The sequence below is a fragment of the Micromonospora sp. NPDC005206 genome (assembly GCF_040608175.1).
In the GTDB taxonomy this organism is placed as follows: domain Bacteria; phylum Actinomycetota; class Actinomycetes; order Mycobacteriales; family Micromonosporaceae; genus Micromonospora.
Window position 1 is genome coordinate 169,744 of record NZ_JBEXHU010000015.1, and the last position, 25,631, is coordinate 195,374.

Below are 25,631 nucleotides of genomic sequence, written 5' to 3' on the forward strand. Positions count from 1 at the left end.
CTCTGGTGATCGTACGGGCACCTGATCAGGGCTTCACCCGAGTGGCCAACGCCGCCTAGCCTGAAGGGCACCCCTCAGGCTAGGTGGAGGAGGGCGATGGCTGCTCGGGGACGGTCGTTCAGCGGGATGCGTGGCCTGGCCACGGTCCCGTCGTACGTCGTCATGCAGCCCACCACCCTCTGCAACCTCGACTGCGCGTACTGCTACCTGCCCTTCCGGGCCGCCGACCGGCGGATGCCGGTGTCGGTGGCCGAGGCGGTGGCGGCGGTGGTCAACCCGTGGGCGGCGGCCGGCCGCTTCTCCGTGGTCTGGCACGGCGGAGAGCCGCTGGCGGCCGGCCGGGAATGGTTGGGCGACCTGATCGCGCCGTTCGGGCCAGAGGTCGAGCACCACGTGCAGACCAACGCCACGCTGATCGACGATGACTGGTGCGCCTTCTTCGCGGAGCATGACGTGCGGGTGAGCGTGAGCGTTGACGGGCCCCGGGAGCGCAACGGCGACCGGGTCAACCGGGGTGGTCAGCCCGCGTACGACCGGATTCTGCGCGGGGTGGACGCGTTGCGCCGACACGGCCTGCCCTTCTCCGCGCTGGCCGTGGTGTCCCGGCCGGAGCCGGGGCTCGCCGCCGAGCTGTACGACTACTTCCTCGGCCTGGGCTGTGACGTGCTGGGCATCAACATCGAGGAGACCGAGGGGGTCAACACCCGGGACAACCGCCACGACCGGGCGGCGGTGACCGCGTTCTGGGCGGAGCTGGTGGCGGTCTGGCGCCGGGAGCCGCGGATCCACCTGCGCGAGATCGAGTGGTCACTGCGCTACGCGGCGGCGGTGCTCGATGACTCGGCGGACGCGGTGCTGCCCCGCCGGTTGGACCCGATCCCGACCATCGGGCACGACGGTTCGGTGACCGTGCTCTCCCCGGAACTCGCCGGCTTCACCGACCCCCGCTACGGCGACTTCAGCAGCGGTAACGTGCTGACCACCCCGCTGGCCGAGATTCTCACCGGCGCCGGGGCGACCCCGTGGGTGGGCGAGTTCCTGGCCGGGGTGGAGGCGTGTCGGGCCTCCTGCTCGTACTTCGGGTTCTGCGGCGGCGGTCATGCCGCCAACCGCTACTTCGAGTTGGGGCGGTTCGACGGCACGGAGACCGAGCACTGCCGCAACAGCAAGATCCGCCTATTGGAGGGAGTGTTGGAGCATGCCCGAGACCACCAGTCACCGGCGCCCTGAGCGCGGAGCGGATGACGCTCCGGACGGCGTCGCCGAGCGGGTGCGGGACGCGGCCCCAGGGCTCGTCGCGCTCCTGCAGGAGGCCGAGGACGCGCGACGGCTGCGGGCGGAGGTGCCGGGCGGAGGCGGCACCAGCGCCGTCTGCGCCTGGAACCACTTCGAGAACATCCCGACCTTCTACAACTGGAACAACCGCCCGCGCTGACGGTGACCGCGATCAGGGGCCTGTCGGCCGGCCGGAGTGGTCTCCGGCCAGGACAGGCCCCTGATCGTCGGCACCGGTGTCGCTCCCGACGGGCACATGCGTGAGCACGCGGGGGTCACCGCGTGCTCAGCTACGTCGAGAGGTCAGCGGGTCGGACGGATCCAGGGATCCGGGTCGTCGTCCGCGTGATCCTCATCATCGTCGTCGACGAACTCTTTAGAGTCGTCGTCGAAGTGGTGCTCAGACTTACCAGCACCCGCCAGTTCACGCTGCAAGGCGGTGAGGTCGGTGTTCGGGGAGTGGTACTTCAACTCCCGGGCCACCTTCGTCTGCTTGGCCTTAGCACGGCCGCGCCCCATGGCTCGACCCCCTCGCACAGAATGCGGGGCAGCCCGAAGGCGGGCCCCGATGACGTCAGGCATCTCTCGTGGCTCTTACGGTACATGGGGATGCCATCGTTCGGCACCTCGGGTTACCGTCAGCCGGCTCTGCGAGTCGCGGCGAACCGGCCGTCACCCAGTGTACCTGGTAAGGAGCGGAGCGGAGAGCACCCGTGACACCGGACAAACACCCTGAAGTTGACCCGACCCCAGCCTACCGATCGCGGACCGGCGCGGGGCCCGGAGGCGGATCCGGTCGGTCCGCCTCCGGGAACGCTCAGCGCAGGTGGATCGTGCGCAGCCGGCCGACCTCGGCCATCCGCCGCTCCGCCAGCCGGTCCGCGGCCACCGCCGGCGGCACGCCCTCGGCATCGGCCAGGTGCAGGATCTGACGGGTGGTGTCGTAGATCCGGGTGGCGCGCAGCTTCGCCCGGTCGAAGTTGAAGCCCTCGATCTCGTCCGCCACCTGGATCACGCCGCCAGCGTTGACCACGTAGTCCGGCGCGTACAGGATGCCCCGGTCGGCGAGCAGCTTCTCGATGCCCGGGTGGGCGAGCTGGTTGTTCGCGGCCCCGGTGACAACCTTGGCCCGCAGCGCCGGCACGGTCTCGTCGTTCAGCGCGCCACCCAGCGCGCACGGGGCGTAGACGTCGATGTCGGCGGCGACCAGCGCGGCGGCGTCGTCCACCAGGGTGATCTGCGGGTGGTTGGTGCGTGCCCACTCCAGCGCCTTGGGGTTGACGTCGGTGGCCACCACCTCGGCGCCGTCCTCCAGCAGGTGCCCGGTCAGGTACTTGCCGACCTTGCCCAGGCCGGCCACGCCCACCCGGCGGCCGTGCAGGCTCGGGGTGCCCCACACGTGCTCGGCGGCGGCCCGCATGCCCTGGAAGACGCCCCAGGCGGTCAGGATCGAGGAGTCGCCCGCACCGCCGTGCTCCACGCTGCGGCCGGTCACGTAGCTGGTCTCCCGGGCCACGATGTCCATGTCCGCCACGTACGTGCCGACGTCGCAGGCGGTGTAGTAGCGGCCGGCCAGCGACTCCACGAAGCGGCCGTAGGCGCGCAGCAGCGCCTCGCTCTTGATCTGCTCGGGGTCGCCCCAGATGACCGCCTTGCCGCCGCCCAGGTCAAGCCCGGCGAGAGCGTTCTTGTACGCCATCCCGCGGGACAGGTCGAGCACGTCGGCGAGCGCCGCGTCCTCGTTGGCGTACGGGTAGAAGCGGGTGCCGCCCAGCGCCGGCCCCAGCGCGGTGGAGTAGATCCCGATGATCGCCTTCAGGCCGCTCTGCTTGTCCTGGCAGAACACGATCTGTTCGTGACCGGTCGATACCGGGTCGTCGGTGCTCGCGAATACGCCCATGGCTTGCTCCTGGAGTGGTGTGCGCCCTTGTGGGACGCGGACCTGGTGGACCCCGGCGGGGATGCTGCCGGTGTGGTCGAGCCTAGTATCGGCCGCCGTGGCGTCGCCCGACGCGCCGCCGCCGTCTCACGTTGCGGCGCGCGTGGTCCGGCCGCTGACCGCGTAGGGGTGCGGTTCGTGGGAGGATCGCGCCGTGCCGTCGCTCTTCGCTTCTTACCTGCGCGTGTACGAACCGCTGACCGCCTTCGACCGGGACCGCCAGAGTTACTGGCGTCGCTACGTCTCCGAGGGGCGGGCGGTGGCCCCGGTGGAGGGCCCCGGCCGGCAGCGGACGGCGGTGATCGAGGCACTGGGTGCGGGCTGGACGCGGTTGCCGGACCCGCCGGACGAGGCGTACGTCCTGGAGACGGACGACAGCCTGCTGGTCTGCCCATGGAACCTGCGGATCCGGGTCGCCGAGGCGGCGCTCAGCGCCCGGGACGGGGTGCCCTCGGTGCTCGCCGACGCCTTCGTGCCGCAGGTGCTGGCCGGGCAGGCCAGAGCGGTCGTGGACGACTGGCGCAGCGGCGCCCGGGTGCTGGAGCACGGGGTGCCCCGGGTGCACGAGCAGATCGCCACCTGGGGCGTGCCGCTGCGCTGGTTCGTGCTCTTCGACCCTGCGGAGCGGGACCTGGTCACCCAGCCGGGCCGCCGCGCGCTGCGCTACCGCACCGAGATATCCAAGGCCCGCCGCCGTTCGTCGCGGGCGCTCTCGGTGCTGCGCAAGTCGGTGGGCGAGGCGCCGATCACGGAGGCGGTGGAGGAGGCGGCCCGCTGGCTGGAGGAGTTCCACCCGCGCTCGGTGGTGGAGCTGGACTACGGCGGTCTGGTCGACCTGCTCTCCGATGAGACGCTGGCCGCGGACGATTCCCCTGAGCTGGTCGCCGGCGGTCTCGCCGGGTTGTCCCGTGGTGAGGCCGACGAGGCGTCCGCCGCGTACGACAAGCTGGTGGCACGGTGGCGCGCGGTGCAGCTGCTGGAGCGGTGCAACTGAGGCAAATCACCCGCACAGCGCTCCCAAGGCGAGGTGCGCTCGTAGTTGACGCATCACGAACCGTGATCATGAGTCCGAATAAGGTACTTTCTTCCGTGTAAAAGTCGTAAAAATCGGGCATGGTTCATCCGTCCGTCTAGGGACCTTCATCCGTTCGGCCCATGTCGGACATCGGGGACTAGCCGGACCATGGGAGACGCGTCGGCCGGCGGGACCCCGGCCGATGTCTATACATGTGGAGGAGTGACCGATGGCATCGCGAACGCACGAACCAGAGCCGCTACTCACGCCGGCCGAGGTGGCGTCGATGTTCCGTGTCGACCCGAAGACGGTGACCCGGTGGGCCAAGGCTGGCAAGCTCAGCGCCATCCGCACGCTGGGTGGTCACCGTCGATACCGCGAGTCGGAGGTCAGGGCGCTGTTGCAGGGCCAGATCCCGCAGCAGCGGCAGGGCGACTGAGCCGGCAGTAGTTTTCCGGGAAAGGGGCGGTGGATCGCGATCCACCGCCCCTTTCCATGCCCGGCCGGCCTCAGCCCTTTTCCTCGGCCAGCGTCACCCGGATGCCGACCGTGCCACCCTCACCCCGGCGCAGCCGGCTGCCGAGCAGGCTCAGTCGACCGATCAGCCGGTACTTGTGCTTGAGCAGGTCGCGTATCCGGCCGGTGTCGCCGCCGTCGCAGATCGTCGCGTGGGCGGTCACCTCCGCCCCGTGCGGCCGACCCCGCACGTCGCACGGCGCCACGGTCACGTCGCCGTTGCGGCGGATCCGCTTGACCTTGCCGGAGTCGGCCCGGGTCCAGACCGCCAATGTCTCGCCGTCACGGACCGACCAGACGGGCGTCGGCACCGCCCGACCGTCCTTGCGGAAGGTCGTGAGCAGGATGTACTTCTCAACCGACAGCCGGTCCAGCATGGTCACGCCGCCAGGATACGGCCGCTGCGGGCCGCTGAGTGGCCGGATAGCGTGACGTCATGACGGGGGAGCCTAAAGTCGGTGACGTGATCGGCGAACTGTTGCGGGACACGCTCGCCGTGGCCACCGGGGTGGGCCCCCGACCGCTGGTCGGCGGGCGGCTGCCCCGGCCGGTCATCGAGATCATCGAGCGGGACGACGGGTTGATCAACGGTGCGCCGGCCGCGCACTACCTGGACGGGCCAGCGGACTGGCAGCCGTACGACCACCGGGCGGTGGACCGGGTCCGGGGCGAGACGCTGGACATCGGCACCGGTGCCGGCCGGATCGCGCTGCTGCTGCAGGAGCGCGGCGTACCGGTCACCGGGCTGGACACCTCGGCGGGTGCGCTGACGGTGAGCCGGCGCCGCGGGGTCCAACGGCTGGTGCACGGCACCGTGGACACGCACGTCGCCGACGGCCAGCGGTACGACACGTTCCTGCTCCTCGGCAACAACCTGGGGCTGTTCGAGGGGCGGGAGCGGGCACCGCAGTTCCTGGCCGCTCTCGCCGCGCTGGCCCGGCCGGGGGCGCAGATCATCGCGCACGGCACCGACCCGTACGGCACCCGCGACCCGCTGCACACCGGCTACCACGAGCGCAACCGCCGCCGGGGCAGGCTCGGCGGCCAGCTCCGGCTCCGCCTGCGCTACCGGGAGCTGGGCACCGAGTGGTTCGACTACCTGGTCTGCTCGGCCGACGAGTTCGCCGAGCTGGTGCGGGGCAGCGCCTGGCGGCTGACCGATGTGGACGACCGGGACGCCCCGTACTACCTGGCCACCCTGCGCCTCGCCAACTGACCGCCCGGCACGCCCGCCCAGTGTTAGGAAGGGCCCCTTGTTATCGCCAGGCGATAACAAGGGGCCCTTCCTTACGGCTCAGACCTGGACGGTCGGGGGGAGCTGCTCGGGCGGGAGGCCGCCGTCGCCATCGACCACCTCGTCGGGGGTACCGTCCTCGTCGATGTCGACCATGGTGATGTCCACCTTGCCGTCACCGTCGGTGTCGAACTGGAACAGGTCGGCCTTGCCGTCGCCGTCGGTGTCCACCACCCACACGTCCGTTTGGCCGTCGTTGTTCGTGTCGGCGCGCAGCAGGTCGACCCGCTCGTCTCCCCGGGTCTCCACGGTCTCCCCGTCGGTGCTGCCCGGGTCGGTGACGCTCTCCGGTGCCTGGCTCATGTCGACTGGTCCTTCCCTCGGTTGACGGGCCGTCTGTACCCGATCCCACGCTCCCCCACGCATGGGCCGGCTCCACGTGCTGAATAGGGTCGCACCATGAGCGAGCGGACCAGGCGGATCACCCGGGCCGGCGTGGCGGGGACCCCGCGCGCCGCCGGGCGGGACAGGGAGGCGTGATGAGCGATCGTTTCGTGGTCGTCGGTGCGGGCACGATGGGGCTCGGCATCGCGTACGTGGCGGCCGGCGCCGGGCACGCCGTCGAGCTGGTCGAGGTGGACCCCGACCGGGGCGCGACCGCGCTGAACCGGCTCGCCGAGCTGTGGGAGCGGGCCGTGCAGCGCGGGAAACTGGACGCCGACCAAGCCGCGGCGAACCGTCAGCGGGTGACGCTGCGTCCGACTCTCGCCGAGGTCGCCCCCGCGCCCGAGGTGATCGTGGAGGCGGTGCCGGAGCGGCTCGACCTGAAGCGGGCGGTGCTGCGTGACGCCGCCGCGCTGCACCCGGCGCTGCTGGCCAGCAACACCTCCAGCATCGCCATCGGTGACCTGGCCGCCGGTCTGGACCGGCCCGAGCGTTTCCTCGGTCTGCACTTCTTCAACCCGGTCTGGGCGATGGCGCTGCTGGAGATCGTGGTCGGCCCGGCCACCGCCGAGGAGACCACCGCCGCGGCCGTCGCGCTCGCCGCCCGGCTGGGCAAGGACCCCGTCGTGGTACGCGACCTGCCGGGCTTCGCCACCTCGCGGCTCGGGGTCACCCTCGGCCTGGAGGCGATCCGGATGGTCGCCGACGGGGTGGCCAGCCCGGCCGACATCGACAAGGCGATGGTGCTGGGCTACCGGCACCCGGTCGGGCCGCTGGAGCTGACCGACCTCGTCGGCCTGGATGTGCGGCTGGACATCGCCCGCACCCTCCAGGCCGCGTACGGGGATCGCTTCGCGCCGCCGCCGTTGCTGGTCGAGATGGTGGCCGCCGGACGGCTGGGCAAGAAGTCCGGGCACGGTTTCTACCGGTGGGACGGCGGTGCCAAGCAGTGAGCGGGGGACTGCGGATCGAGGAGCGGCCGGACCGGCTGGTGGTCACCCTGGACCGGCCGGAGAAGCGCAACGCCATCGACGCCGACCTGATCACCGAGCTGCACCAGGTCTGTGCCGAGTTGGAGGCGCACCCCCGGCTGCTGCTGCTCACGGGGGGCGCGGCGGGCATCTTCGCCGGTGGCGCCGACATCGGTCAGCTCCGCGAGCGGGGCCGTACGGACGCCCTGGCCGCGATCAACTCGGCCGCCTTCGCCCGGATCAGGGCGCTGCCGATGCCGAGCGTGGCGGCCGTGGACGGTCCGGCGCTGGGCGGTGGCGCGGAACTGGCGTACGCCTGCGATCTGCGGGTGTGCACCGCGCGGGCCGTCTTCGGCCAGCCGGAGGTCCGGCTGGGAATCCTGGCCGGCGCCGGCGCGACCCACCGGCTGCCCGCGCTCATCGGCGAGGCCCGGGCCAAGGAGCTGCTCTTCACCGGCCGGCGCGTGGATGCCACGGAGGCGCTGCGGATCGGTCTGGTGAACCGGGTGGTGGACGAGCCCGGTGACCTGCTGGCGGTGGCGCACGGGCTGCTGGACGAGATGGCCCAGGGCTCGTCGCTGGCGCTGCGGCTGACCAAGCTGGCGGTGGACGCGCCGGCCGCCGCGCACCCGCAGCTCGACCTGGTCAGCCAGGCGGTGCTCTTCGAGGACGAGGAGAAGCACCGCCGGATGACCGAGTTTCTGGAGCGCCGCCGGCCCCGTTGACCCCCCGGACGGGAACGGCCGCACCGGCGGGATGCCGGTGCGGCCGTCGAGGTCCGCGGTCGGTGCTCAGTGCCGGATCTGCACTCCGCTGTCGGCGAGCGCCCGGATCACCTGGGCGGATTCGCCGAAGCCGATGACCAGCACGGCGTCCGCGCCGAAGTCCTTGATCTCCTTCGCACCACCGGTGAAGTCGACCGGAGGAGCCTTGGCATCGGCCGGCGGCTCATAGGTGAGCAGCTTGATGCGGTCTTCGGCGATGCCGGCCTTCTGCAGCTCGTCGCGGGCGGTGGCCTGGAGGCCCTCGCCGTAGGAGTCCTTGCGGGCGACGATGACGATCTTCTGCGACCCGTCGCGGAGGATCACGTCGGCCAGCGCCCGGCCCTGGAGGCTGTCCGGCGGGGCGGTCCGGAAGTAGAGGCCATTGTCCTCCACGTCGGTCAGGCCGGCGTCGGTGTTGCACGGCGAGAAGAGGATCATTCCGGCCTTCACCACGTCCGGCAGCACCGCCCGGGAGATACCGGATGCGCCGGCGCCGATGATCAGGCTGACGCCGTCCGCCACGTGCTTGGCCACGGTCGCCTTGGCCACCGCCGGGTTGGTGCCGTCGTCGCCGTCCACCCAGGTCACCGGCTTGCCCAGCGCGCCGCCAGCGGCGTTGACCTCTCTGATCGCCAGCGCCGCGCCGGCCGCCATCGGCGCGTAGGAGAGCGCCAGGTCACCGGTCTTCGGCAGCAGGCCGCCCAGAATCAGCGGCTCCTGGTCGGGGTTCTTTCCCGAGGGCTGCTTCTTCGGCTTCGGCGGCGTCTTGGTGCTCGCCGCCGACTCGGTGCCCGCCCCGACGAACTCGGTCTTGCCGTCGTTGATCTGCTGCCCGTCGAAGGTCAGCGTCGCGTAGCTCGCGGTGGCCGGCTCGCCCTTGTCGGTGAAGCCCGCCCGGGTCAGCGACACGCTGCGGTACTCGATGTCGCGCCCGGCGCGGGCCAGCGCCAGGCAGGTCACCGGGTCCTCGCAGCGTTGACCGTTGTTGGTCACGCCGACGATCTGCTTCGCGATGGCCGCCGGGTCGGTGCTCCCGGCCAGTTGGGCGGCGAGCACCCCGATCACGACCGCGTCGTACGTCTCGGCGGAGTAGAGGTAGTCCGTCAGCGCCGGATCGACGGACCGTAGCCGGCTCTTGAAGTCCTCCGGTAGCGGGGTGAGCGGCGTCGTTCCCTTCATCCCATCGACGAGATTGGCACGTTCCTTCAACTCCGCAGGGTAGGAGTTGAGCATGTTGCCGTCCGTGCCATAGAGGCGCACCTGTTGGGCGCTTTTCTCCTCGGCCTTGTCATTCCCACAGGCGCTTGTGGCAAGCAGGATCGTCGCGCAGGCGGCCAGTGAGGCCACCCGCGAGCGGCGTGATACGAGCATGGTCGTCCTTCCTCCGGCGAAGGTCCGCTGCGCACATTAGCGTGCCCGGGCCGGCGGCGGGACTGTGGAGGTGGCGTAATGCGCAGGTCGCCCGCCTTGAACACGGAGAGTGACGGTCGGCGGGGCCCTTGACCGCCTCTCCTACTGTGCGCTGAGTGACGGACCTACCACAGCAGACGTTCGATGACGCGGCCGCCGTGCTCCGCTCGGCGCTCGCAGGGGATGGCGACGCGGTGGTGGGGACATTCGACGCGGTCGTCGAACGCGCCGGCCTGAGCGGCGCCTACGGGGTCGCCTGGTGCCTGGCCGCGACGATGCTCGGTGACGCGCCGCCCGGTAGCGGCTGCGCCCTGGACTTCCCGGGGATCGACCAGGCGGATTACGACACCCGGTGGGTCGCACGCTTCGTCAGCGCGTACGCGAACCGGGATGTGCCGACCGGGGAGGCGCTGTTCGGCGCGGCGGAGGCCGACGGGCTGCTCCCCGACTGCCTGCTCACCCTCGCCGGGTCGACGATCGCCACCCTGCGCAGCAGGGCCGCCTGACGGTGTCGCCCCGTCGCGACGCCCGCCGGGGCCGGACGTCGCGACGGGTGGGTCGCTCAGAACGCGTGGTAAGCGACCAGCGGCTCGTACTCGTAGCGCAGGTTGTCGAAGCGGACCCGGAAGTTGACCCCGTCGCGGACGTTGGTCGCCACCACGGTCCAGCCTGAGTTGGCCGGCAGGTAGGTCCAGTAGTTGCAGGCACCCGTCTTGTCGACGAATATCACGCACGCCTCGGTGCCGTACGCGCTGGCGTTGCGTACGTTGATGTCGCCGCAGCGGCTCGTGGTGCGGTACGTGCCGGCCTGACCGCCGTAGCCGCCGGTCTGGAAGTAGGAGCGGACGGCCCCGCCGTAACAGGTGGCGAGCGGGGCGTAGAGGTTCACCTCGGGGGCGGGGGCGGGGGCGAGGGCGGCCTGCGCGGCCCCGGCGGGCGCGCCGATCGAGAACAGCGCGGCGGCCGTGGCGGTGGCGAGCAGTCGGGCGCTCGGGGATGACATGCATGCCTCCGGAACAGTTGGTCTGACCATCCGTATCGGATGGTGGAGCTGATCGTGACGATGATACGTATCGATCGATGCCGGCGCGGCCCCGTGCCGGACGGTGGATGTGATAGCTCTGGGGGCATGTCCGAGGCGATGCTCAGCAAGGTGCGCAAGCTGCTGGCCCAGGCCGAGGACCAGGCCTGCACGCCCGCGGAGTCCGCCGCGTTCACCGCCAAGGCGACCGAGTTGATCGCCCGCTACGGCGTGGACCGGGCGCTGCTCGCCGCCCGGGACCCGACCACCGACCCGGTCGGCGACCGCGTGGTGGACATCGTCGCCCCGTACGCCCGGGACAAGGTCGGCCTGCTCGCCGCGGTCGCCGAACCGTTGCGCTGCCGCTGCGTACGCCGTCGGCAGGGCAACGGGTTCGCGCTGCACCTGTTCGGCTTCGCCAGCGACCTGGAACGGGTCGACCTGCTCTTCACGTCGCTGCTCGTGCAGGCGGCGCACGGCCTGGCCGGCACGGCGGTGCCGGCCGGCGAGCATCCGGCCGCCTTCCGCCGGTCCTGGCTCGCCGGGTTCGCGCAGGTGATCGGGGGACGGCTCTGGATGGCCGAGACGGCGGCGGCCAGTGGCTCGGGCACACCGTCGGTGGCGCTCGTGCTGGCCGACCGCTCCGACCGGGTGCAGCGACGACTCGCCGAGCAGTACCCCCGGCTGCGCACCGCGCCGCCACGCCGGCTGGCCGGCACCGGCTTCGGGCCCGGGGCGGAGGCGGGACGCCGCGCGGACCTGGGCGGCCGGGACCTCGGCGGCTCGGCCACCGAACGACAACTCGGGCGCTGACCTGCCGGAGTGAGGGCTGTCGGTCAGGCGGGGGTGGTGGGGTCGCGGCGCGACACCGTGGCGAGGTAGCGGGTGAGCAGCTCGTGCCAGCCGGCGGTGAGCGCCTTGCGGTATCCCTCGGCCGCTTCGCCGTGCCGGTCGAAGTGGCGGTGCTCCAGCTCGACCCGGGTCCGCTCGGGGCCGTCGGGGAGGAACAGCACCTCCACCTCACTCGCCCGGGCCGGGTCCGGCACCGGCACCCGGTCCGGGCCGAGCTGCCAGACGAAGACCAGCCGTCGCGGGGGATCCCAGGTGAGCACCCGGCCCCAGTCGGCGCGGAAGTTGTACGGGCCGATCTCGTAGAGCATGCCGCCGGCCCGCGGCTCCATGCCCAGCTCGGCCAGGGCCTCCGGGCCGGACCAGGTGTATTCGGTGACCCACCACTCGGCCAGGTCGTCGGTGAAAACCGCGAACGCGTGCTCGGCGGGACCCGGGACGAGGAGGGTGCACCGTAAGGAGAACCGTTCCAGGTCCTGCCGGATGTCGGCCGGATCAGTCATCCCCTGTCCCATAGGCCCGGACCATACCGGCTCATGCTCGGGTGTGCAGCTTCGCGAAGTGCCCGGTTCCGGACAGTCGGTCGCCGGTCCGTCACGGACGGGATGCCCCGCGGGAAAGCGGGTAAGCGCGCCGGACGGCCCGGACGAGCCGGGCGAGAGTGCGGCGGAGCGGGAGAGCATGAGCGAGAGCGCGCAGCAGCGGGAGCCGGGCCGGGCCGACGGCGGTGGGGATCCGGACGTCCTGCTCGACATTCCGAAGGTCTCGGTCGACTCGATCCGGCTGGCCGTGGACGGGCTGGACGCCGATCTGTCCCTGCGGGCCCGGCTGGCCAACCTGCTTCAGCTCGACGCCGGCGTACGGGTGCACCTGCAGGGCGTGGAGCTGGACATCAACGGGGTGCACGCCGAGGCGCAGCTGCGGGTGCGGCTGGAGCAACTGGTGGCCATTCTCGGCCGGGCGCTGGACACGATCGACAACAACCCGCAGATCATCGACGCCATCTCCCGGACGGCCGGCGTGGCGATCGACGACGTCAACCGCAGCGCCCAGCAGTTGGCCTCGGGGGCGGCCGAGGTCACCGGGTCGGCGCAGCGCTCCGGCGACGTACTCGACCAGGGCCGGCAGGGCGGCGCGGCCGCCGACCGGCCCCGACCGGGCCCCAGCCGTCCCGGCTTGGGCGAGCCGGGCCGCGCCGAGCCCGCCGGTCCGGGCGGACGCTGCCCGGAGGGCCGCCCACCTGAGCGGCAGGGGCCGCAGGGCCCGGGGCCTGCCGGCCAGGGGCGTGCCGGCCAGGGACCCGAGGGGCAGGGGGCTCAGCGGCAGGGTGCCGAGGGGGCGGGACCTGAGCGGCAGGCCCGCGACCAGAGCGGCGGATCGGCGGCCCCCGGTCCCGGACCGTCGGGAGGTGGCGGCGGCGGTCAGGACGGTGCCGGTGGCGTCTCAGGTGGGGCGCAGGCCGCCGCACAGAGTGCGGCGCAGCTCGCCGAGCAGGCGGGGGAGACCCTGCGGCAGGCCGGGCGCAGCGTGTGGGAGGCGATCCAGGGCGGCATGGCGCAGCACCGTCAGCAAGGGCACCGGGACGGCTGACGGCGCTCAGCCCGGCGACTCGCCTCCACTGCGGTGACGCGGGAGCGCTGATAACGTCCGGCCGTGTCGATGTTCCGTACGCCGCAGATCATCCTCTTCAGTGCGGACGTTCCGCGCGCCGTCGGGTTCTACTCGCGTCTCGGGTTCACCGAGACGTTCCGGGTCCCGACCGAGGGCGAGCCGATTCACGTCGATCTCGTGCTCGACGGCTACAAGATCGGCATCGCGTCGGTCGCTTCCACCCGTGATGACCACGGCCTCGACCCGGTGCCCGAGGGGCAGCGGGCCGCCGTGATCCTGTGGACCGATGACACGGCCGCCGCGTACGCCCAGGTCACCGAGAGCGGGGCTCCCGCGCTGGCGTCCCCCCACGAATGGCTCGGTCGCCTGCTGATCGCATGGACCGCCGACCCTGACGGCAACCCGATCCAGATCGTCCAGCCGCTCTGATCCCTCGGCGTCAGGATCATGCCTTCCAGAGGCCCGGTCCTTCCCGGGGACGGCAGATGTACGGCCAGCGTGCAGCAGGACGTGGTCAGATACTTGGAAGCGCGTCTACGCGAAGGCGGCGACCCCCTCGTATTCTCCGCTGGGTGCGTCGCCGACGGTCTCGTATTCGAGGAGCAGTAGACCCTTCGCCGTCACCTCCTGATGCAGCAGCCGGAGGCCGACAGACTCGCTCGGGTGGGCGAGCAGTCGGCGCCCGGACCCGATGACCGTAGGGGCGACGACGAGCCGCAGTGTGTCGACCAAGCCCGCCGACAGCAGCGAGTTGCCCAGAAATGCGCTCCCGTGGATCTGGAGTTCCCGCCCCGGCTGCGCCTTCAGTGCCCTGACCGTCTGGACCGGGTCGCCCCGCAGCACGGTCGTGGGGTTCCAGCTCCCCGCGGTGAGAGTGTTCGACACGACGTACTTAGGCAGCGAATTCATCCGCCCGGTGAAGGGATCGTCCGGCGCGGTGATCTGCGGCCAGTCGCGCGCGAACGCCTCGTACGTCCGGCGCCCGAGCAGCAGGCCGTCGGCGAGGTCGAGCCAATCAGAGGCGCGCTGGATGAACAGTTGGTCCATGTAGGGGACCAGCCAGCCGCCTCTCGCGAAGCCGTCGCTCGTGTCCTCGGTGGCCGAGCCTGGCCCCTGACTGACCCCATCGAGCGTGATGAACTCCGTTAGGGCGATCTTCATCGTAGGGCCGCGCTCTCGGCGAGCCCAGCGAGCTGTTCCGTGACCGACGTCCAGCCTTCGGAGAAGCCGACCTCCTCGTGACGAGCGCGAGCGGCGGGATCGCCGTGGCGGACGACGACCTGGTATCGCGTGCCCTCTGGATGATCGTTCAGCGTGATCTCGGCGGTCATCAGCACCGGCGCCGGGCTCGTGGGTCGCCACTCGCTGTCGATGGCGTTCGTGAACACGATGCGCTCGAGATCGTCGACGATGAGGAAGCACGCGTTGACGTGCGGAACGAACGTGGTTCCGTCGTCGCTCAGCCGCGTCACGAACGCGCCGCCCGGCCGAACCTCCAGGCGGTCGACACGACACACGGCCGGAGCGGGCACCCACCACTGTTCGAGGCGGAACGCGTCAGTCCACGCGCTCCACACGGTTGTCCGAGGGGCGCGGATGACCCGCTCCAGGCTGAGGTCGAGGTCCGGGTTCATTGCTGGTTCTCCTTGAGATTGGTGACGAACTGCTCCAGGCGGTCGGTGCGTTCATCCCAGATCCGGCGCTGCTCCGCGAGCCAGTCGTCGACAAGGACGAGGCGCTCGTGGTTGAGCACGCAGGTGCGCACCCGGCCCGACTTCACGGTGCGGATCAGCCCGGTCGACTCGAGCGTCCGCACGTGCTTCATGAACGAGGGAAGGGTCATCGGGAACTCGCGCGCGAGATCGCCGACGCTCGTGGGCCCGCGACCGAGGCGACGGACGACAGCGCGCCGAGTCGGATCGGCGAGCGCGACGAACACGCCGTCGAGCTCCGCCGCATACTGTGCCATGTGGCTAAGTATTGCCTCGGCCCGACACTTAGCGCAAGGGCTAAGTGTTTACAGCTCCGAACTGAGGCTCACGATCGGGCCGTCGACGGTGGCCATGCCAGGGCAGGAAGTTGGCGGAGGCTGCCGTGCGATCTGTCCTGCAATTGCGCGCTTGACGCCCCTCCGATGATGGGCGCATGAGCCTGTATGACGAGGACCCGGGCACGATCGCCTTGCGCGTGGGGGTCGTGGTCCTCAGCCTGGGCTCGGTTGTACTCGGGGTGCGTGTGGCCGTGTCACGACGGTTTCCCGCAGCCTGGGTTCGGCTCGCACGCCTGAAGCCGGGAGAGCGGTCCCAGCCCGTGCGGGTGGGCATGGCCCAGGCCATGATCGGTGCGGGCTTTCTGGTCCAGCAGGCACCGTTCTTCATCTCCATGCCCCTTCCGCTTGGACGCGCCCTGTTCGCGGGTTCACTGCTGTTGGTGCTGACGGCGGCGGGAGTGTTTTCGCTGCTCCGTCGCTAGCTGCGCATGGTGAATGTGCCGGGGCAGCGGTGCGACATCACCGTGCGCCGCGAGTTCTGACAGGGCTTTAGCGCTCTCACGATCACGGCCGTCGACGGCGTGTAGGTACCGCCGGGCCGCCGCCATGGACGAGTGCCCGAGTCGCTCATCAGATCCGCCAGTGTCGCGCCGGTCTGCGCGGCGAGGGTCTGCCCGGTGTGCCGCAGGTCGTGGAAGGTCAAATCATCAAGGCGGCCCGCAACCGGGCCGCGCCGGCTCGTCCGTGCAATCCACGTGCGACAGGAGTCGGCCACCAGCGGGATTCCGGGGTCAACGATGGTCAGACCGGACAGACGGGCTGGCGGGGTGGTAAGCAAAGCGCCGACCGGCGTCTCCGCTGATCGGCGCTTCTGTAGCCCGGCGAAAGGCTATGTGGCCAGGGGCGGGGTCGAACCGCCGACCTTCCGATTTTCAGTCGGACGCTCGTACCAACTGAGCTACCTGGCCGTATCGCTCGGCTCATGCTACCCGCCAACAGGGTGGGCCGCTGGCAGGGTTGCACGCTCCGATACGCAGAACGCCGCGCTGGGCGCGGCGTCGGCGCTGCGGTCCTGACGGGACTTGAACCCGCGACCTCCGCCTTGACAGGGCGGCGAGCACTCCAACTGCTCCACAGGACCTAGCTTGTGTTGCTCCGGCTTGCGCCGGTCGTGCCCCCAACGGGATTCGAACCCGTGCTACCGCCTTGAAAGGGCGGCGTCCTGGGCCGCTAGACGATGAGGGCGGCCCCGCCATCATTGCACATTCGCAACTTCAAGCGGACTTGCTCCCATCCGGCCCCGCCGGAGGCTTAGAAAGCATACGTGATGCGTGGTCGGTCGACAAAACCGGTATGGCCGGAGCCTCAGTTCGACGCATAACCGCAGGTCAGGGCCGGTCTAGCGCAATCGGGTGACGCCGAAGCGTCGCTTCAGGTCGGCGATCACGTGCGGGCAGGCGGCGAGCGTCGCGGCCCGGTTGCCGCCGCCGTCGTGCAGCAGCACGACGGCGCCGGGACGGGCGGCGGAGTGGACCCGCTTGGTGATCGTGGCAGCGGTCGGCTTGTCCCAGTCCTGCGGGTCGACGTTCCAGTGCAGCGGCCGCATGCCGAGATCCTTCGCCACCTCCAGCACCTCCGGCGTCCACCGGCCGCCCGGCTGACGGTAGAAGGGAACCTTCGCGCCCGGGGCAGCCGCCTGGATGGCCTTGTTGGTCCGGGACAGGTCGGCCCGGATCTCGGCAACCGGCCGGCGAGCCAGCTCAAGGTCGTGCCGCCAGCTGTGGTTGCAGAGCTGGTGCCCCTCCCGGACGATGCGCCGGACCAGCTCCGGGTGGCGCTGCACCTCACGGCCGACCAGGCAGAAGGTGGCGGTCACCCGGGCCGCCCGCAGTTGGTTGAGCACCTTGGGCGTCCAGGCCGGGCTGGGCCCGTCGTCGAAGGTCAGGGCCACCGGGCGTACGCCGGTGCTGCGCCGCAGGCCGGCCGGGAGCTTGGCCGGCAGGGGCCGCAGGATGGGCTTCGGCGGCTTGGCGAGGGTGGGGTGTGGCGACGGAGTGGGTTTCGGGGTGGGCGGCATGGTCGACTCGACCGGCTGCGGCGCGCCGACGGGTGCGAGGGTGCCGTCCGGCTGGGCACAGCCGGCCAGGGCCAGCACCACGGTGAGGGCGGACGCCAGGAGGGCGCGGGCTTGCATCTGTTCGCTCCCGGGGGGTCGGGGTAGGCGGACGCCCCGACGCTAGTGGACGCCGCTGAGGGCCGACAGCCCCGGTCAGGCCCCTCTCGCCTGGTCCAGCGAGTCACGGACCGCGACGGCGAGCGAGACCGCCTCGGTCAGGTCGGCCGGCCGCACCACCCCGGAGGGCAGAGTCTCGGCCCGCCAGCCGGGGCCGGCAGCGAGGACCAGCAGCGGGCGGCGGGGTGCGGCGAGCAGCGCGCTGAGCTGAGCCGGGTCCGCGGTGGCCCGGGTGTGCGACCAGAGCACCACGGCGGCCGGCCCGGTCCGGGTCACCGCCTCGACGAGGGCGGCCACCGGCACCCGGGCGCCGAGCATCCGGTAGGTGAGCCCGGCCTCGCCGAGCGCGGCGCCCAGTGCTTCCAGCGGCAGGCTGTGCTGCTCCTCATCGGCGCAGGAGAGCAGGATCCGGGCCGGTCCGCTGGCCGCGGCGGCCCGGCTGCTCGCCGCGAACGCCTCCGACACGCAGCGGGAGACGAGGTGTTCCACCTCGATCAGGCCGCCGGTGGCGGCGTGCCGGTCACCGATGCCGACGAGGACCGGGCGCAGCAAGTGATCCCAGGTCGCGACCACTCCGCCGACGGCCAGGGCCTGCGCGATGGTCTCGCTGATCGCCGCCGCGTCCAGCCGCATGGCGGCCCGGGCCAGTCCTCTGGCGGCCGGGCCGGCGCGGCCTACCGGGATGGTTCCGCCGCCGTCGCGACCCGGGGGGCGGATTCGGCTCCGGGCGACGGCGTCGGCGGGCGTGGGATCGGGCGCCTGGCGGGCCCAACGAGCCGCCTCGGCGGGGCTCACCCCCTCGGCGGTGAGCCGTCGCATGATTTCGAGACGGGCCAGGTCGGCCGGCGTGTACCGGCGGTGGTGGCCCGGGATGTGTTCACTGGGACCGAGCCCGTAGCGCTGGTGCCAGGTGCGCAGCGTGGTGACCGCGACCCCCAGCCGACGTGCGACCGCGCCCGCGCTCAGTGCCTCATCGACCACCTGACCGCTCCGCCGCGTCATCCGCCGACGATCCGGACGGGGTCACCGCCGGGCCGGGTACGCCGGACGTCGGCTCCGAGGGGCGCAGCAGCCGGTTCACCACCCCGCCCAGCCAGGGTGCGTATGAGCGGGGATCACGGTCGAGCTCGGCCTCCAGGGCGGCGGGGTCAGCCCAGCGCAGCTCGGCCACCTCGTCCGGGTCGGGTAGCAGCGGGGCGGCGGGGCGGAACTCGCCGCGCAGGACGTGGTCGTACTCGAACTCGACCCGCCCGGTGGCCGGGTCCTCGGCGTAGTAGACGTAGACGCCCACCTCGGTCAACTCGACGGGGCCGGTGCCCAGTTCCTCGCGCAGCCGCCGGTTGGCCGCCTCGGCGAGCGGTTCGCCCGGTTGGGGGTGGCCACAGCAGGAGTTGGCCCAGCGCAGCGGGAACCGGGTCTTGACCGCTGCCCGCCGCTGGAGCAGCACCTGACCGTCCGGGTCCACCAGCAGCACCGAGAAGGCCCGGTGCAGATGCCCCGGCGGTTGGTGCGCGGCCGCGACGGTGGTCTCACCACGAGCCCGGCCGGCGTCGTCGACCAGCTCGACGAGGTGCTCCTCGCGGCTGCTCACCGGCCCTCCCCGGTGATCCGGCCGGCGGCCAGCTTGCCGGAGATCAGCACCATCGGCACGCCGACCCCGGGCTGGGTGCCGGAACCGACGAAGACCACGTTCGACAGGTCGCGGTGCAGGTTCGAGGGGCGGAACGGACCGGTCTGGAAGAGGCTGTGCGCGGCGGCGAACGGGGTCCCGGCGGCCATGCCCTGCTCCGCCCACTCGGCGGGCGTGATCGCCCGCAGCACCTCGACCCCGGCGCCGAAGCCGACGTAGCCGCGCTCCTCCAGGGTGCCGACCAGCTGGTCGCCGTAGCGCCGGGTCAGGTCGCCGCGCCACTCGAACGGGGCCCGGTCGAGGTTGGGCACCGGGGCGAGCACGTAGTAGGTGTGCCGGTCCGGCGGGGCCACCGACGGGTCGGTCCGGCTCGGGTTGGTGACCAGCAGCGACGGGTCGGTCATCAGCTCGCCCCGGCGGATGACCTCATCGAAGGTGCCCTTCCACGCGCGCCCGAAGTGGATGTTGTGGTGGGCGATCTTCGCATATCCCTGCCGGGACCCGACGTGCAGGACGACGCAGGACGGCGAGTAGGTGAGCCGCCGCTGGCGGGCGGCGGGGAGCAGGTCCCGGTAGGCGACCGGCAGATCGGGGTTGAGCACCACCACGTCCGCCGGCACCAGCTCGCCGTCGGCGGTGAGTACGCCGGTGGCCCGGCCGTTCGCGGTCTCCACCCGGGTCACCGTGGTGTCGTACCGGATCTGCACGCCGTGTTTCTCGGCCGCGCCGGCCATCGCCTTGGACACCGCGTGGATGCCGCCGCGCGGGAAGTAGACCCCGGCCACCGAGTCGAGGTACGCGATGACCGCGTAGATGGCCAGCGCGTCGTGCGGGGCGAGCCCGGCGTACATCGCCTGGAAGGAGAAGATCCGCTGGGTGCGCGGGTCCCGGAAGAACTGGTTGATCTTCGTCTGGAGTCGGCGGAAGGCTCCGCCGGCGAGCAGCTTGAGCAGGTTGCCGGTGATCAGGTCGGTCGGCGCGTCCAGGTTGCGCTCGATGAAGTCGGCCCGCTCCAGCCGCCACAGCTCCCGCGCGTAGTCGACGAAGCGCAGGTAGCCGTCGGCCTCGCGGGGGCCGCAGACCCGGGAGATCTCGGCCGCCATCCGGGTGGTGTCGGTCAGCACGTCGAGGGTCGAGCCGTCCGGGTAGTACGCCCGGTAGGCCGGGTCGAGTGGGGTCAGGTCGAGCCAGTCGCCCAGCTCCTCCCCGACCGCCCCGAGCGCCTCGGCGATCAGCTCGGGCATGGTGAGCACGGTCGGGCCGGTGTCGAACTCGTAGCCGTCCGCGGCGAGCCGCCCGGCCCGCCCGCCCGGCACCGGCTCACGTTCCAGCACGGTCACCTGCCGGCCGCTGCCGGCCAGGTGCAGCGCACAGGCCAGCCCGCCCAACCCGGCGCCGACGACCACCACCCGGTCCGTCCGTCCTGTCACCGTCCGCACGTGGCCACCTCCTTGGAGAAGTCGTTCATCAGGCCCGCCGGTTGGTGGCGGCGGTGGCCAGCCCGGTCAGCGCGGTTCGCGCCGTCCGGTCCACGGGTGTGGCGTCGAGCGCGGCCAGCGCGTCACCCACCCGCTCGGCGATCATCCGCTCCACCCGCGCCACCGCCCCGGTGTCGGCGATCAGCTCGGCCAGCCGGTCGACCCGGCCCTCGCGGGCCCGGTCCAGCTCCTTGAGCTGGGTCGGGGTGGCCAACTGCCGGGCCAGCATGAGCAGCGTGGTCGGCTTGCCGGTGCGCAGGTCGTCACCGGCCGGCTTGCCGGTGGCGGCCGGGTCGCCGTAGGCGCCGAGCAGATCGTCGCGGAGCTGGAACGCCTCGCCGACGGCCAGGCCGTAGCGGGTGTACGCGGTGGCCAGCGGGTCATCGGCGGGCACCCCGGCCAGGCAGGCGCCGTAGAGCAGCGGTCGCTGGACGGTGTAGCTCGCCGTCTTGTAGCGGGCCACCCGCAGCGCCCGGTCGGTCGACCAGTTGACCACGTCGTTCTCGCCGAGCACGTCCAGATACTGCCCGGCGATGGTCTCCACCCGCATCTGGTCGTAGCACCGGCGGACCTCGAACAGCCGGGCCGGCGCCACGGTGGCGTGCGCCAGCAGCCGGTCGGCCCAGACCACGCAGAGATCGCCGATGAGCACCGCGACCGCTTCGCCGAACCGGCCGGGGTCGCCCCGGCGGCCGGCGGCGACATGTTGCGCGGCGAGGGCGACGTGGGTGGTGGGCCGGCCTCGGCGGGTGGCGGAGGAATCCATGACGTCGTCGTGCACGAGCGCGAAGGTGTGCAGCAGCTCGAGGGCGGCCAACGCGGGTAGCACCGGGGGGAGTGGCTCGCTGCCGCCGACCGCCCCGCGCCAGCCCCAGTAGGCGAAGGTGGGCCGGATCCGCTTGCCTCCGGCCAGCACGGCCCCTCGCGCGGAGGCCGCGAAGTCGCCCATCGCGGCGTCGATCTCGGCGAGCGAGTCGACCTCGCCGTTGAGGAAGGTGGTCAGGGTGTCGTCCACCGCCGTGATCAGGTCCTGGGTGTACGCGGCCAGCACGGCGCGGACTGGATTGGCCCCATCGCCCGGCCGTGCCGGCGTCACGCGGATCGCGCTACCGGCAACTGCGTCGTTGGCCATGCGGCCGAGCGTACCCTAGAGTTACGAGTTGCGTCGATTGGTGCGTCGATAAATGAGGAGGGCCGGTGGACGCCGATCTCACCGCTGCCTATGACCAGTGCCGTGAACTGCACAGACGCCACGGTCGCACCTACTATCTCGCCACCAGGCTGCTGCCCGCCTGGAAACGGCGGCACGTGCACGCCCTCTACGGATTCACCCGCTACGCCGACGAGATCGTGGACGGCACCGAGGACCTGCCGCCGGCCGAGCGGGCCGCCCGGCTGGACGACTGGGCCAGCCGCTTCGTGGCGGGCCTGCACGGCGCGTCGGTCGACGACCCGCTGCTGCCGGCCGTGCTGCACACGATCGCCGTCTTCAACCTCGACCGGGACGACTTCGCGTCGTTTCTGAAGAGCATGGCGATGGACCTGACGGTCACCGCGTACCCGACCTACGACCACCTGCTCGACTACATGGAAGGCTCGGCGGCGGTCATCGGCACCATGATGCTGCCTATCCTGGGCAGCTCCGACCCGGCCGAGGCCCGGGAGCCGGCTCGGCAGCTCGGCTTCGCCTTCCAGCTCACGAACTTCATCCGGGACGTCGCCGAGGACCTCGACCGGGGCCGCACCTACCTGCCGGACGAGGACCTGGCGAAGTTCGACGTCACCAACGACGAGCTGGCCCAGGCCCGCGCCCGGGGTCGCGGCACGCCCCGGATCCGCGAGCTGATCGAGTACGAGGTGACCCGGGCCCAGGCGCACTACGCTGCCGCCGCGCCCGGCATCACCATGCTCGCGCCGGCCTCGCAGGCCTGCATGCGCACCGCGTACGCCCTCTACGGCGGCATGCTGGACGAAGTGGCCGCGCAGGGATACGACGTCTTCGCCCGGCGGGCCCTGGTGCCGCAGCGGCGCCGGATGGCGGTGGCCGCCCGCGCCCTGCTCACCCCCGCCGGCACCCCGGTCACCATCCCCGGCCCGAAAGGAAGGGCACCTTATTAACGCCTGGTGTTGTACAAGGGGCCCTTCCTAACATCCGGTCACAGGCACGAGTGCAGTGCCTCGACGAGTTCGTCGACCCGGTCGTGCTCGGCCAACTGCGCGGTGGCGTACGCGAAGGTGTATCCGCGCTCCGGGTCGGCCCACGCGCTGCTGCCGCCGATGCCGCCCATGCCCCAGCTGCCGTCCGGCTCCCACTGCATGCCCAGCGTCCACTGGACCTGGCGGTCCAGCACCAGATCCGGCCCGTCGTACTGGACCCGGGTCGCCTCGGTCACCAGCTCCGGGCTGACCAGCCGGACGCCGTCCAGGACACCGCCCGCCAGCAGGCCGGCGTAGAGCCGGGCCAGGCTGGACGCGGTGGCGTGCAGGTTGACCGCGGGGACCTCGGCGCCCCGCCAGAGCGGACTGTTGAGCATGGCCAGGTCCCGTCCGCCGGGCGGGTTGTCCATCGAGCGGGCACGGAGAGAGCCGGGCTCGCCGAGCATCCGGACCGGCCATTCCGGGTCGCCGTAGCGCAGGTCCGCACAGCGCCGCTGGTCGGCCTCGGACAGCCCGAAGCCGAGGTCGAGCAGCCACCGGCCGGCGATCTCCTCGGCCAGGAACCGGCCCACCGAACGGCCGTCCACCCGGCGGACCAGTTCGCCCACCAGGTGCCCGTACGTCCAGGCGTGCTCCCCGGCCACCGAGCCGGGCGCCCATTCGGGGTCGGCGGCGGCGAGGTCGCCGGTGAGCAGCGCCCAGTCGACGATCGCGGTGGCCGGTCGGGGCACCGGGAAGGCCGGCAGCCCGGCGGTGTGCGACAACACCTGACGCACGGTGGCCGGGGTGCGAAACTCCGGCCAGTACCGGGCGACCGGCGCGTCGAGATCGACCCGACCCCGGTCGGCCAGCATCAACAGGCAGAGCGCGGCCACCGGCTTGCCGACCGAGTAGACGTTGACCAGCGTGTCCGGTCGCCACGGGTCGCCGTCGGCCGGACCGTCGGCCCCATCGCTGGATCCGGAGGTTGTGCGGGAGCCGCCGACCAGGTCGATCACCGGATGGCCGTCGTACCAGACGGTCAGGCTGGCACCGGTCTCCCGACCGGCGGCCAGCAGGTCGTGGAAGCAGTCCCGGACCGGGGCGAAGCGCGCGTGCATCCGGCCACCGTAGGCGCTCCGGCCCGGTGCGCGCGCCGGCTTTTCCCGGCCTCGGTGGTCGGGGCCGGGCCGCTGGGGGATGCTGTCGGGGTGGCGGAGCCGGAGTTGGTGGATGTGGTCGTGGTCGGGCTCGGGGTCGGCGGCGAGGAGGTGGCCGGGCGGCTCGCCGAGGCCGGCCTGAGCGTCGTCGGCGTCGAACGGGACCTGGTCGGCGGGGAGTGCCCGTACTGGGGCTGCATCCCGAGCAAGATGATGATCAGAGCGGCCAACGCGCTCGCCGAGGCGCGTCGGGTCGACGGGCTGGCCGGGACGGCGCAGGTCCAGCCGGACTGGGCGCCGGTGGCGAAGCGGATCCGCGAGGAGGCCACCGACACCTGGGACGACACGGTCGCGGTGCGGCGGTTCACGGACCGCGGTGGCCGGTTCGTCCGGGGCAGCGGCCGACTCGACGGCCCGGGCCGGGTCCGGGTCGGCGACCAGGTGTTCCAGGCCCGGCACGGGATCGTGCTGGGCACCGGCACCCGAGCGTCGGTGCCGCCGATTTCAGGTCTGGCCGACACTCCGTACTGGATCAACCGTCAGGCGATCGAGGTCGAGCAACTGCCGGAGTCACTGCTGGTGCTCGGCGGTGGCGCCATCGGGTTGGAGCTGTCCCAGGTCTTCGCACGGTTCGGGGTGCGGGTCACGGTGGTGGAGGCGCTGGACCGGGTGCTGGCCGTCGAGGAACCGGAGGCGTCCGAGGTGGCCGCCGCGGCGCTGCGCGCCGACGGCGTGGAGATCCACACGGGGGTACGAGCCGAGCGGGTCGAGCACGACGGGAGCCGGTTCACCCTGCACGGCGCCGGCGGGGCGGAGTTCACCGCGGACCGGCTGCTGGTGGTGACCGGCCGCCGGGCACACCTGGAGGAGTTGGGGCTGGACACGGTCGGGGTGGACGCCGCCCAGCGCTACCTGCCGGTGGACGATCGGCTGCGCGTCACCGATGGCATCTGGGCGGTCGGTGACGTGACCGGCGAGGGGGCGTTCACCCACATCGCCATGTACCAGGCGGCGATCGTGATCGCCGACGTGCTGGCCCAGGCTCGGCAGGCGAACGCGGGGCCGGACGCCAGCGGCACCGCCAGCGTGGTCGGCGGCGCGATGGGCGCGGCCAGCTCGCTGGGCTCCAGCGCGTCGAGCGGATCCGCGGGCAGTGTGCCGCGCGCCGACTACCGCGCGCTGCCCCGGGTGACCTTCACCGACCCCGAGGTCGGCGCGGTCGGGCTGACCGAGCAGCAGGCCCGGGAGCGCGGCATCAACGTGCAGATCGGGTACACCAAGCTGGGCAGCTCGACCCGGGGCTGGATCCACCGGGTCGGCGACGAGGGGTTCATCAAGCTGATCGCGGACGCCGACCGGGGCGTGCTGATCGGCGCGACCTCGGCCGGCCCGGCCGGCGGCGAGGTGCTCTCCGCGCTGGTGGTGGCGGTGCACGCGGCCGTGCCGCTGAGCCAGCTCCGGCACATGATCTACGCCTATCCGACCTTCCACCGGGCCATCGAGGACGCCCTGCGCAACCTGCGGTGACGTGTGCCCGACGTCGCCCAGGTGACAACCGGTTACGCGACGAGCAGGAGCACGCTGATCGCCAGCATCACCACGGCCGTGATCCCGTGGATGCCGTAGACGGCAACCTTGGGACCGTTGCTGCGCAGCACGATCAGCGCGTCGCCGACGGGTATGACGGTGGCGACCAGCATGAACCAACCCAACAGGTGGGGTGTCGCTCCAGCCAAGTCACCTGGAGCGCGTTGCACGGCATGGCTGTCCTGTCGGACAGTGGCCGCATCCCCCGGACGGCCAGGAGGGACGGCTCGACTTCCTCGTCACTCAGATCGCCGGCATCCCCGATGAAGCATCAAGTGGCAACTGAAGGCCAAGGCTCTGAGCAGGGCCACCCGCCGCAGCGGAGAAGCAACTGCCCGGCAGTTCCCTGTTCATTTCTTTCATTTCTG

General features: G+C 71.9%; 31 protein-coding genes and 3 tRNA genes. 14 read left to right on the plus strand and 20 right to left on the minus strand.

Features of this window, described 5'->3' with window-relative positions; all coding sequences use genetic code 11:
* Positions 1 to 126: 126 nt before the first annotated feature.
* Positions 127 to 1,230: a cyclophane-forming radical SAM peptide maturase AmcB gene (amcB, locus tag ABZU69_RS23620; RefSeq protein ID WP_354966577.1), complete on the plus strand. Its 1,104-nt coding sequence runs from the start codon at positions 127 to 129 to the stop codon at positions 1,228 to 1,230.
* Complete coding sequence (gene amcA / locus ABZU69_RS23625) at positions 1,199 to 1,435, plus strand: multiple cyclophane-containing RiPP AmcA (RefSeq protein ID WP_354966503.1); 237 nt, start codon at positions 1,199 to 1,201, stop codon at positions 1,433 to 1,435. The genes amcB and amcA overlap by 32 nt, the downstream gene beginning before the upstream one ends.
* Before the next feature lie 143 nt (positions 1,436 to 1,578).
* On the opposite strand, the gene ABZU69_RS23630 is transcribed toward amcA, so the two are convergent.
* Complete coding sequence (locus ABZU69_RS23630) at positions 1,579 to 1,794, minus strand: DUF3073 domain-containing protein (RefSeq protein ID WP_074315844.1); 216 nt, start codon at positions 1,792 to 1,794, stop codon at positions 1,579 to 1,581.
* 298 nt (positions 1,795 to 2,092) lie between these two features.
* Positions 2,093 to 3,175: a Glu/Leu/Phe/Val dehydrogenase dimerization domain-containing protein gene (locus ABZU69_RS23635; protein ID WP_354966504.1), complete on the minus strand. Its 1,083-nt coding sequence runs from the start codon at positions 3,173 to 3,175 to the stop codon at positions 2,093 to 2,095.
* Between the two features lie 193 nt (positions 3,176 to 3,368).
* On the opposite strand from ABZU69_RS23635, the gene ABZU69_RS23640 reads away from it, so the two are divergent.
* Both ABZU69_RS23640 and ABZU69_RS23645 read left to right on the plus strand, forming a co-directional pair.
* Complete coding sequence (locus ABZU69_RS23640) at positions 3,369 to 4,208, plus strand: hypothetical protein (protein WP_354966505.1); 840 nt, start codon at positions 3,369 to 3,371, stop codon at positions 4,206 to 4,208.
* 250 nt (positions 4,209 to 4,458) lie between these two features.
* The gene (locus ABZU69_RS23645) at positions 4,459 to 4,668 is read left to right on the plus strand and encodes a BldC family transcriptional regulator (RefSeq protein WP_007073996.1); all 210 of its coding nucleotides are present in this window, start codon (positions 4,459 to 4,461) and stop codon (positions 4,666 to 4,668) included.
* A gap of 70 nt (positions 4,669 to 4,738) precedes the next feature.
* Here the strand turns inward: ABZU69_RS23645 and ABZU69_RS23650 are convergent, their stop codons facing one another.
* On the minus strand, positions 4,739 to 5,128 hold the full coding sequence (locus tag ABZU69_RS23650) for a PPOX class F420-dependent oxidoreductase (protein WP_354966506.1): 390 nt from the start codon (positions 5,126 to 5,128) through the stop codon (positions 4,739 to 4,741).
* 53 nt (positions 5,129 to 5,181) lie between these two features.
* Between ABZU69_RS23650 and ABZU69_RS23655 the strand changes: the two genes are divergently transcribed.
* The gene (locus ABZU69_RS23655; protein WP_354966507.1) at positions 5,182 to 5,961 is read left to right on the plus strand and encodes a class I SAM-dependent methyltransferase; all 780 of its coding nucleotides are present in this window, start codon (positions 5,182 to 5,184) and stop codon (positions 5,959 to 5,961) included.
* A 78-nt stretch (positions 5,962 to 6,039) separates the two neighbouring features.
* Here ABZU69_RS23655 and ABZU69_RS23660 read toward each other — a convergent pair whose 3' ends face one another.
* Positions 6,040 to 6,342: a hypothetical protein gene (locus tag ABZU69_RS23660; RefSeq protein ID WP_354966508.1), complete on the minus strand. Its 303-nt coding sequence runs from the start codon at positions 6,340 to 6,342 to the stop codon at positions 6,040 to 6,042.
* A 176-nt stretch (positions 6,343 to 6,518) separates the two neighbouring features.
* Here ABZU69_RS23660 and ABZU69_RS23665 point away from each other — a divergent pair, with 176 nt between their 5' ends.
* Both ABZU69_RS23665 and ABZU69_RS23670 read left to right on the plus strand, forming a co-directional pair.
* Positions 6,519 to 7,376: a 3-hydroxyacyl-CoA dehydrogenase family protein gene (locus ABZU69_RS23665; RefSeq protein WP_354966509.1), complete on the plus strand. Its 858-nt coding sequence runs from the start codon at positions 6,519 to 6,521 to the stop codon at positions 7,374 to 7,376.
* On the plus strand, positions 7,352 to 8,119 hold the full coding sequence (locus tag ABZU69_RS23670; RefSeq protein WP_354966510.1) for an enoyl-CoA hydratase/isomerase family protein: 768 nt from the start codon (positions 7,352 to 7,354) through the stop codon (positions 8,117 to 8,119). Before ABZU69_RS23665 ends, ABZU69_RS23670 begins: the two co-directional genes overlap by 25 nt.
* 66 nt (positions 8,120 to 8,185) lie before the next feature.
* Here the strand turns inward: ABZU69_RS23670 and ABZU69_RS23675 are convergent, their stop codons facing one another.
* Positions 8,186 to 9,529, minus strand: a complete 1,344-nt coding sequence (locus ABZU69_RS23675; protein WP_354966511.1) for an ABC transporter substrate-binding protein — start codon at positions 9,527 to 9,529, stop codon at positions 8,186 to 8,188.
* Between the two features lie 155 nt (positions 9,530 to 9,684).
* On the opposite strand from ABZU69_RS23675, the gene ABZU69_RS23680 reads away from it, so the two are divergent.
* Positions 9,685 to 10,074, plus strand: a complete 390-nt coding sequence (locus ABZU69_RS23680) for a hypothetical protein (protein WP_354966512.1) — start codon at positions 9,685 to 9,687, stop codon at positions 10,072 to 10,074.
* Positions 10,075 to 10,130: 56 nt separating this feature from the next.
* On the opposite strand, the gene ABZU69_RS23685 is transcribed toward ABZU69_RS23680, so the two are convergent.
* The gene (locus ABZU69_RS23685) at positions 10,131 to 10,571 is read right to left on the minus strand and encodes a hypothetical protein (protein ID WP_354966513.1); all 441 of its coding nucleotides are present in this window, start codon (positions 10,569 to 10,571) and stop codon (positions 10,131 to 10,133) included.
* Positions 10,572 to 10,697: 126 nt separating this feature from the next.
* Here ABZU69_RS23685 and ABZU69_RS23690 point away from each other — a divergent pair, with 126 nt between their 5' ends.
* A complete protein-coding gene (locus tag ABZU69_RS23690) occupies positions 10,698 to 11,402 on the plus strand; it encodes a DUF2786 domain-containing protein (protein ID WP_354966514.1) in 705 nt (234 codons plus the stop codon).
* Between the two features lie 23 nt (positions 11,403 to 11,425).
* On the opposite strand, the gene ABZU69_RS23695 is transcribed toward ABZU69_RS23690, so the two are convergent.
* The gene (locus ABZU69_RS23695; RefSeq protein ID WP_354966515.1) at positions 11,426 to 11,953 is read right to left on the minus strand and encodes an SRPBCC family protein; all 528 of its coding nucleotides are present in this window, start codon (positions 11,951 to 11,953) and stop codon (positions 11,426 to 11,428) included.
* 166 nt (positions 11,954 to 12,119) lie between these two features.
* Here ABZU69_RS23695 and ABZU69_RS23700 point away from each other — a divergent pair, with 166 nt between their 5' ends.
* Positions 12,120 to 13,028 (plus strand): hypothetical protein, encoded by a 909-nt coding sequence (locus ABZU69_RS23700; protein WP_354966516.1) that lies wholly within the window; start codon positions 12,120 to 12,122, stop codon positions 13,026 to 13,028.
* Positions 13,029 to 13,097: 69 nt separating this feature from the next.
* Entirely contained in the window at positions 13,098 to 13,478 is a 381-nt protein-coding gene (locus tag ABZU69_RS23705) for a VOC family protein (RefSeq protein WP_354966578.1), read from the plus strand.
* A gap of 105 nt (positions 13,479 to 13,583) precedes the next feature.
* Here the strand turns inward: ABZU69_RS23705 and ABZU69_RS23710 are convergent, their stop codons facing one another.
* From ABZU69_RS23710 to ABZU69_RS23720, 3 genes are read right to left on the minus strand one after another with little or no spacing between them, the layout of a single operon-like run.
* On the minus strand, positions 13,584 to 14,210 hold the full coding sequence (locus ABZU69_RS23710; protein WP_354966517.1) for a dihydrofolate reductase family protein: 627 nt from the start codon (positions 14,208 to 14,210) through the stop codon (positions 13,584 to 13,586).
* A complete protein-coding gene (locus ABZU69_RS23715) occupies positions 14,207 to 14,683 on the minus strand; it encodes an SRPBCC domain-containing protein (protein ID WP_354966518.1) in 477 nt (158 codons plus the stop codon). The genes ABZU69_RS23710 and ABZU69_RS23715 overlap by 4 nt, the downstream gene beginning before the upstream one ends.
* Positions 14,680 to 15,018, minus strand: a complete 339-nt coding sequence (locus ABZU69_RS23720; protein WP_354966519.1) for a metalloregulator ArsR/SmtB family transcription factor — start codon at positions 15,016 to 15,018, stop codon at positions 14,680 to 14,682. The genes ABZU69_RS23715 and ABZU69_RS23720 overlap by 4 nt, the downstream gene beginning before the upstream one ends.
* Before the next feature lie 176 nt (positions 15,019 to 15,194).
* Between ABZU69_RS23720 and ABZU69_RS23725 the strand changes: the two genes are divergently transcribed.
* The gene (locus tag ABZU69_RS23725; protein ID WP_354966520.1) at positions 15,195 to 15,521 is read left to right on the plus strand and encodes a hypothetical protein; all 327 of its coding nucleotides are present in this window, start codon (positions 15,195 to 15,197) and stop codon (positions 15,519 to 15,521) included.
* 412 nt (positions 15,522 to 15,933) lie between these two features.
* On the opposite strand, the gene ABZU69_RS23730 is transcribed toward ABZU69_RS23725, so the two are convergent.
* From ABZU69_RS23730 to ABZU69_RS23765, 8 genes are all read right to left on the minus strand, one after another.
* Positions 15,934 to 16,007: transfer RNA gene (locus ABZU69_RS23730), tRNA-Phe, on the minus strand.
* A gap of 99 nt (positions 16,008 to 16,106) precedes the next feature.
* Positions 16,107 to 16,180: transfer RNA gene (locus tag ABZU69_RS23735), tRNA-Asp, on the minus strand.
* A 31-nt stretch (positions 16,181 to 16,211) separates the two neighbouring features.
* A tRNA-Glu gene (locus ABZU69_RS23740) sits at positions 16,212 to 16,284 on the minus strand.
* A 154-nt stretch (positions 16,285 to 16,438) separates the two neighbouring features.
* Positions 16,439 to 17,233 (minus strand): polysaccharide deacetylase family protein, encoded by a 795-nt coding sequence (locus ABZU69_RS23745; RefSeq protein ID WP_354966521.1) that lies wholly within the window; start codon positions 17,231 to 17,233, stop codon positions 16,439 to 16,441.
* Between the two features lie 75 nt (positions 17,234 to 17,308).
* On the minus strand, positions 17,309 to 18,253 hold the full coding sequence (locus ABZU69_RS23750) for a MerR family transcriptional regulator (protein WP_354966579.1): 945 nt from the start codon (positions 18,251 to 18,253) through the stop codon (positions 17,309 to 17,311).
* On the minus strand, positions 18,243 to 18,863 hold the full coding sequence (gene idi / locus ABZU69_RS23755; RefSeq protein WP_354966522.1) for an isopentenyl-diphosphate Delta-isomerase: 621 nt from the start codon (positions 18,861 to 18,863) through the stop codon (positions 18,243 to 18,245). Before idi ends, ABZU69_RS23750 begins: the two co-directional genes overlap by 11 nt.
* Positions 18,860 to 20,341 carry a phytoene desaturase family protein gene (gene crtI / locus ABZU69_RS23760; RefSeq protein ID WP_354966523.1) on the minus strand — a complete coding sequence of 494 codons (1,482 nt, stop codon included), beginning with the start codon at positions 20,339 to 20,341 and terminating at the stop codon, positions 18,860 to 18,862. The genes idi and crtI overlap by 4 nt, the downstream gene beginning before the upstream one ends.
* A gap of 28 nt (positions 20,342 to 20,369) precedes the next feature.
* Entirely contained in the window at positions 20,370 to 21,512 is a 1,143-nt protein-coding gene (locus ABZU69_RS23765; protein ID WP_354966524.1) for a polyprenyl synthetase family protein, read from the minus strand.
* A 65-nt stretch (positions 21,513 to 21,577) separates the two neighbouring features.
* Here ABZU69_RS23765 and ABZU69_RS23770 point away from each other — a divergent pair, with 65 nt between their 5' ends.
* On the plus strand, positions 21,578 to 22,498 hold the full coding sequence (locus tag ABZU69_RS23770; protein WP_354966525.1) for a phytoene/squalene synthase family protein: 921 nt from the start codon (positions 21,578 to 21,580) through the stop codon (positions 22,496 to 22,498).
* Positions 22,499 to 22,536: 38 nt separating this feature from the next.
* Here the strand turns inward: ABZU69_RS23770 and ABZU69_RS23775 are convergent, their stop codons facing one another.
* A complete protein-coding gene (locus ABZU69_RS23775) occupies positions 22,537 to 23,637 on the minus strand; it encodes a serine hydrolase domain-containing protein (protein WP_354966526.1) in 1,101 nt (366 codons plus the stop codon).
* Positions 23,638 to 23,727: 90 nt separating this feature from the next.
* Here ABZU69_RS23775 and ABZU69_RS23780 point away from each other — a divergent pair, with 90 nt between their 5' ends.
* Entirely contained in the window at positions 23,728 to 25,203 is a 1,476-nt protein-coding gene (locus tag ABZU69_RS23780) for an FAD-dependent oxidoreductase (RefSeq protein WP_354966527.1), read from the plus strand.
* Positions 25,204 to 25,235: 32 nt separating this feature from the next.
* On the opposite strand, the gene ABZU69_RS23785 is transcribed toward ABZU69_RS23780, so the two are convergent.
* The gene (locus ABZU69_RS23785; RefSeq protein ID WP_354966528.1) at positions 25,236 to 25,433 is read right to left on the minus strand and encodes a DUF4267 domain-containing protein; all 198 of its coding nucleotides are present in this window, start codon (positions 25,431 to 25,433) and stop codon (positions 25,236 to 25,238) included.
* Positions 25,434 to 25,631: the final 198 nt, after the last annotated feature.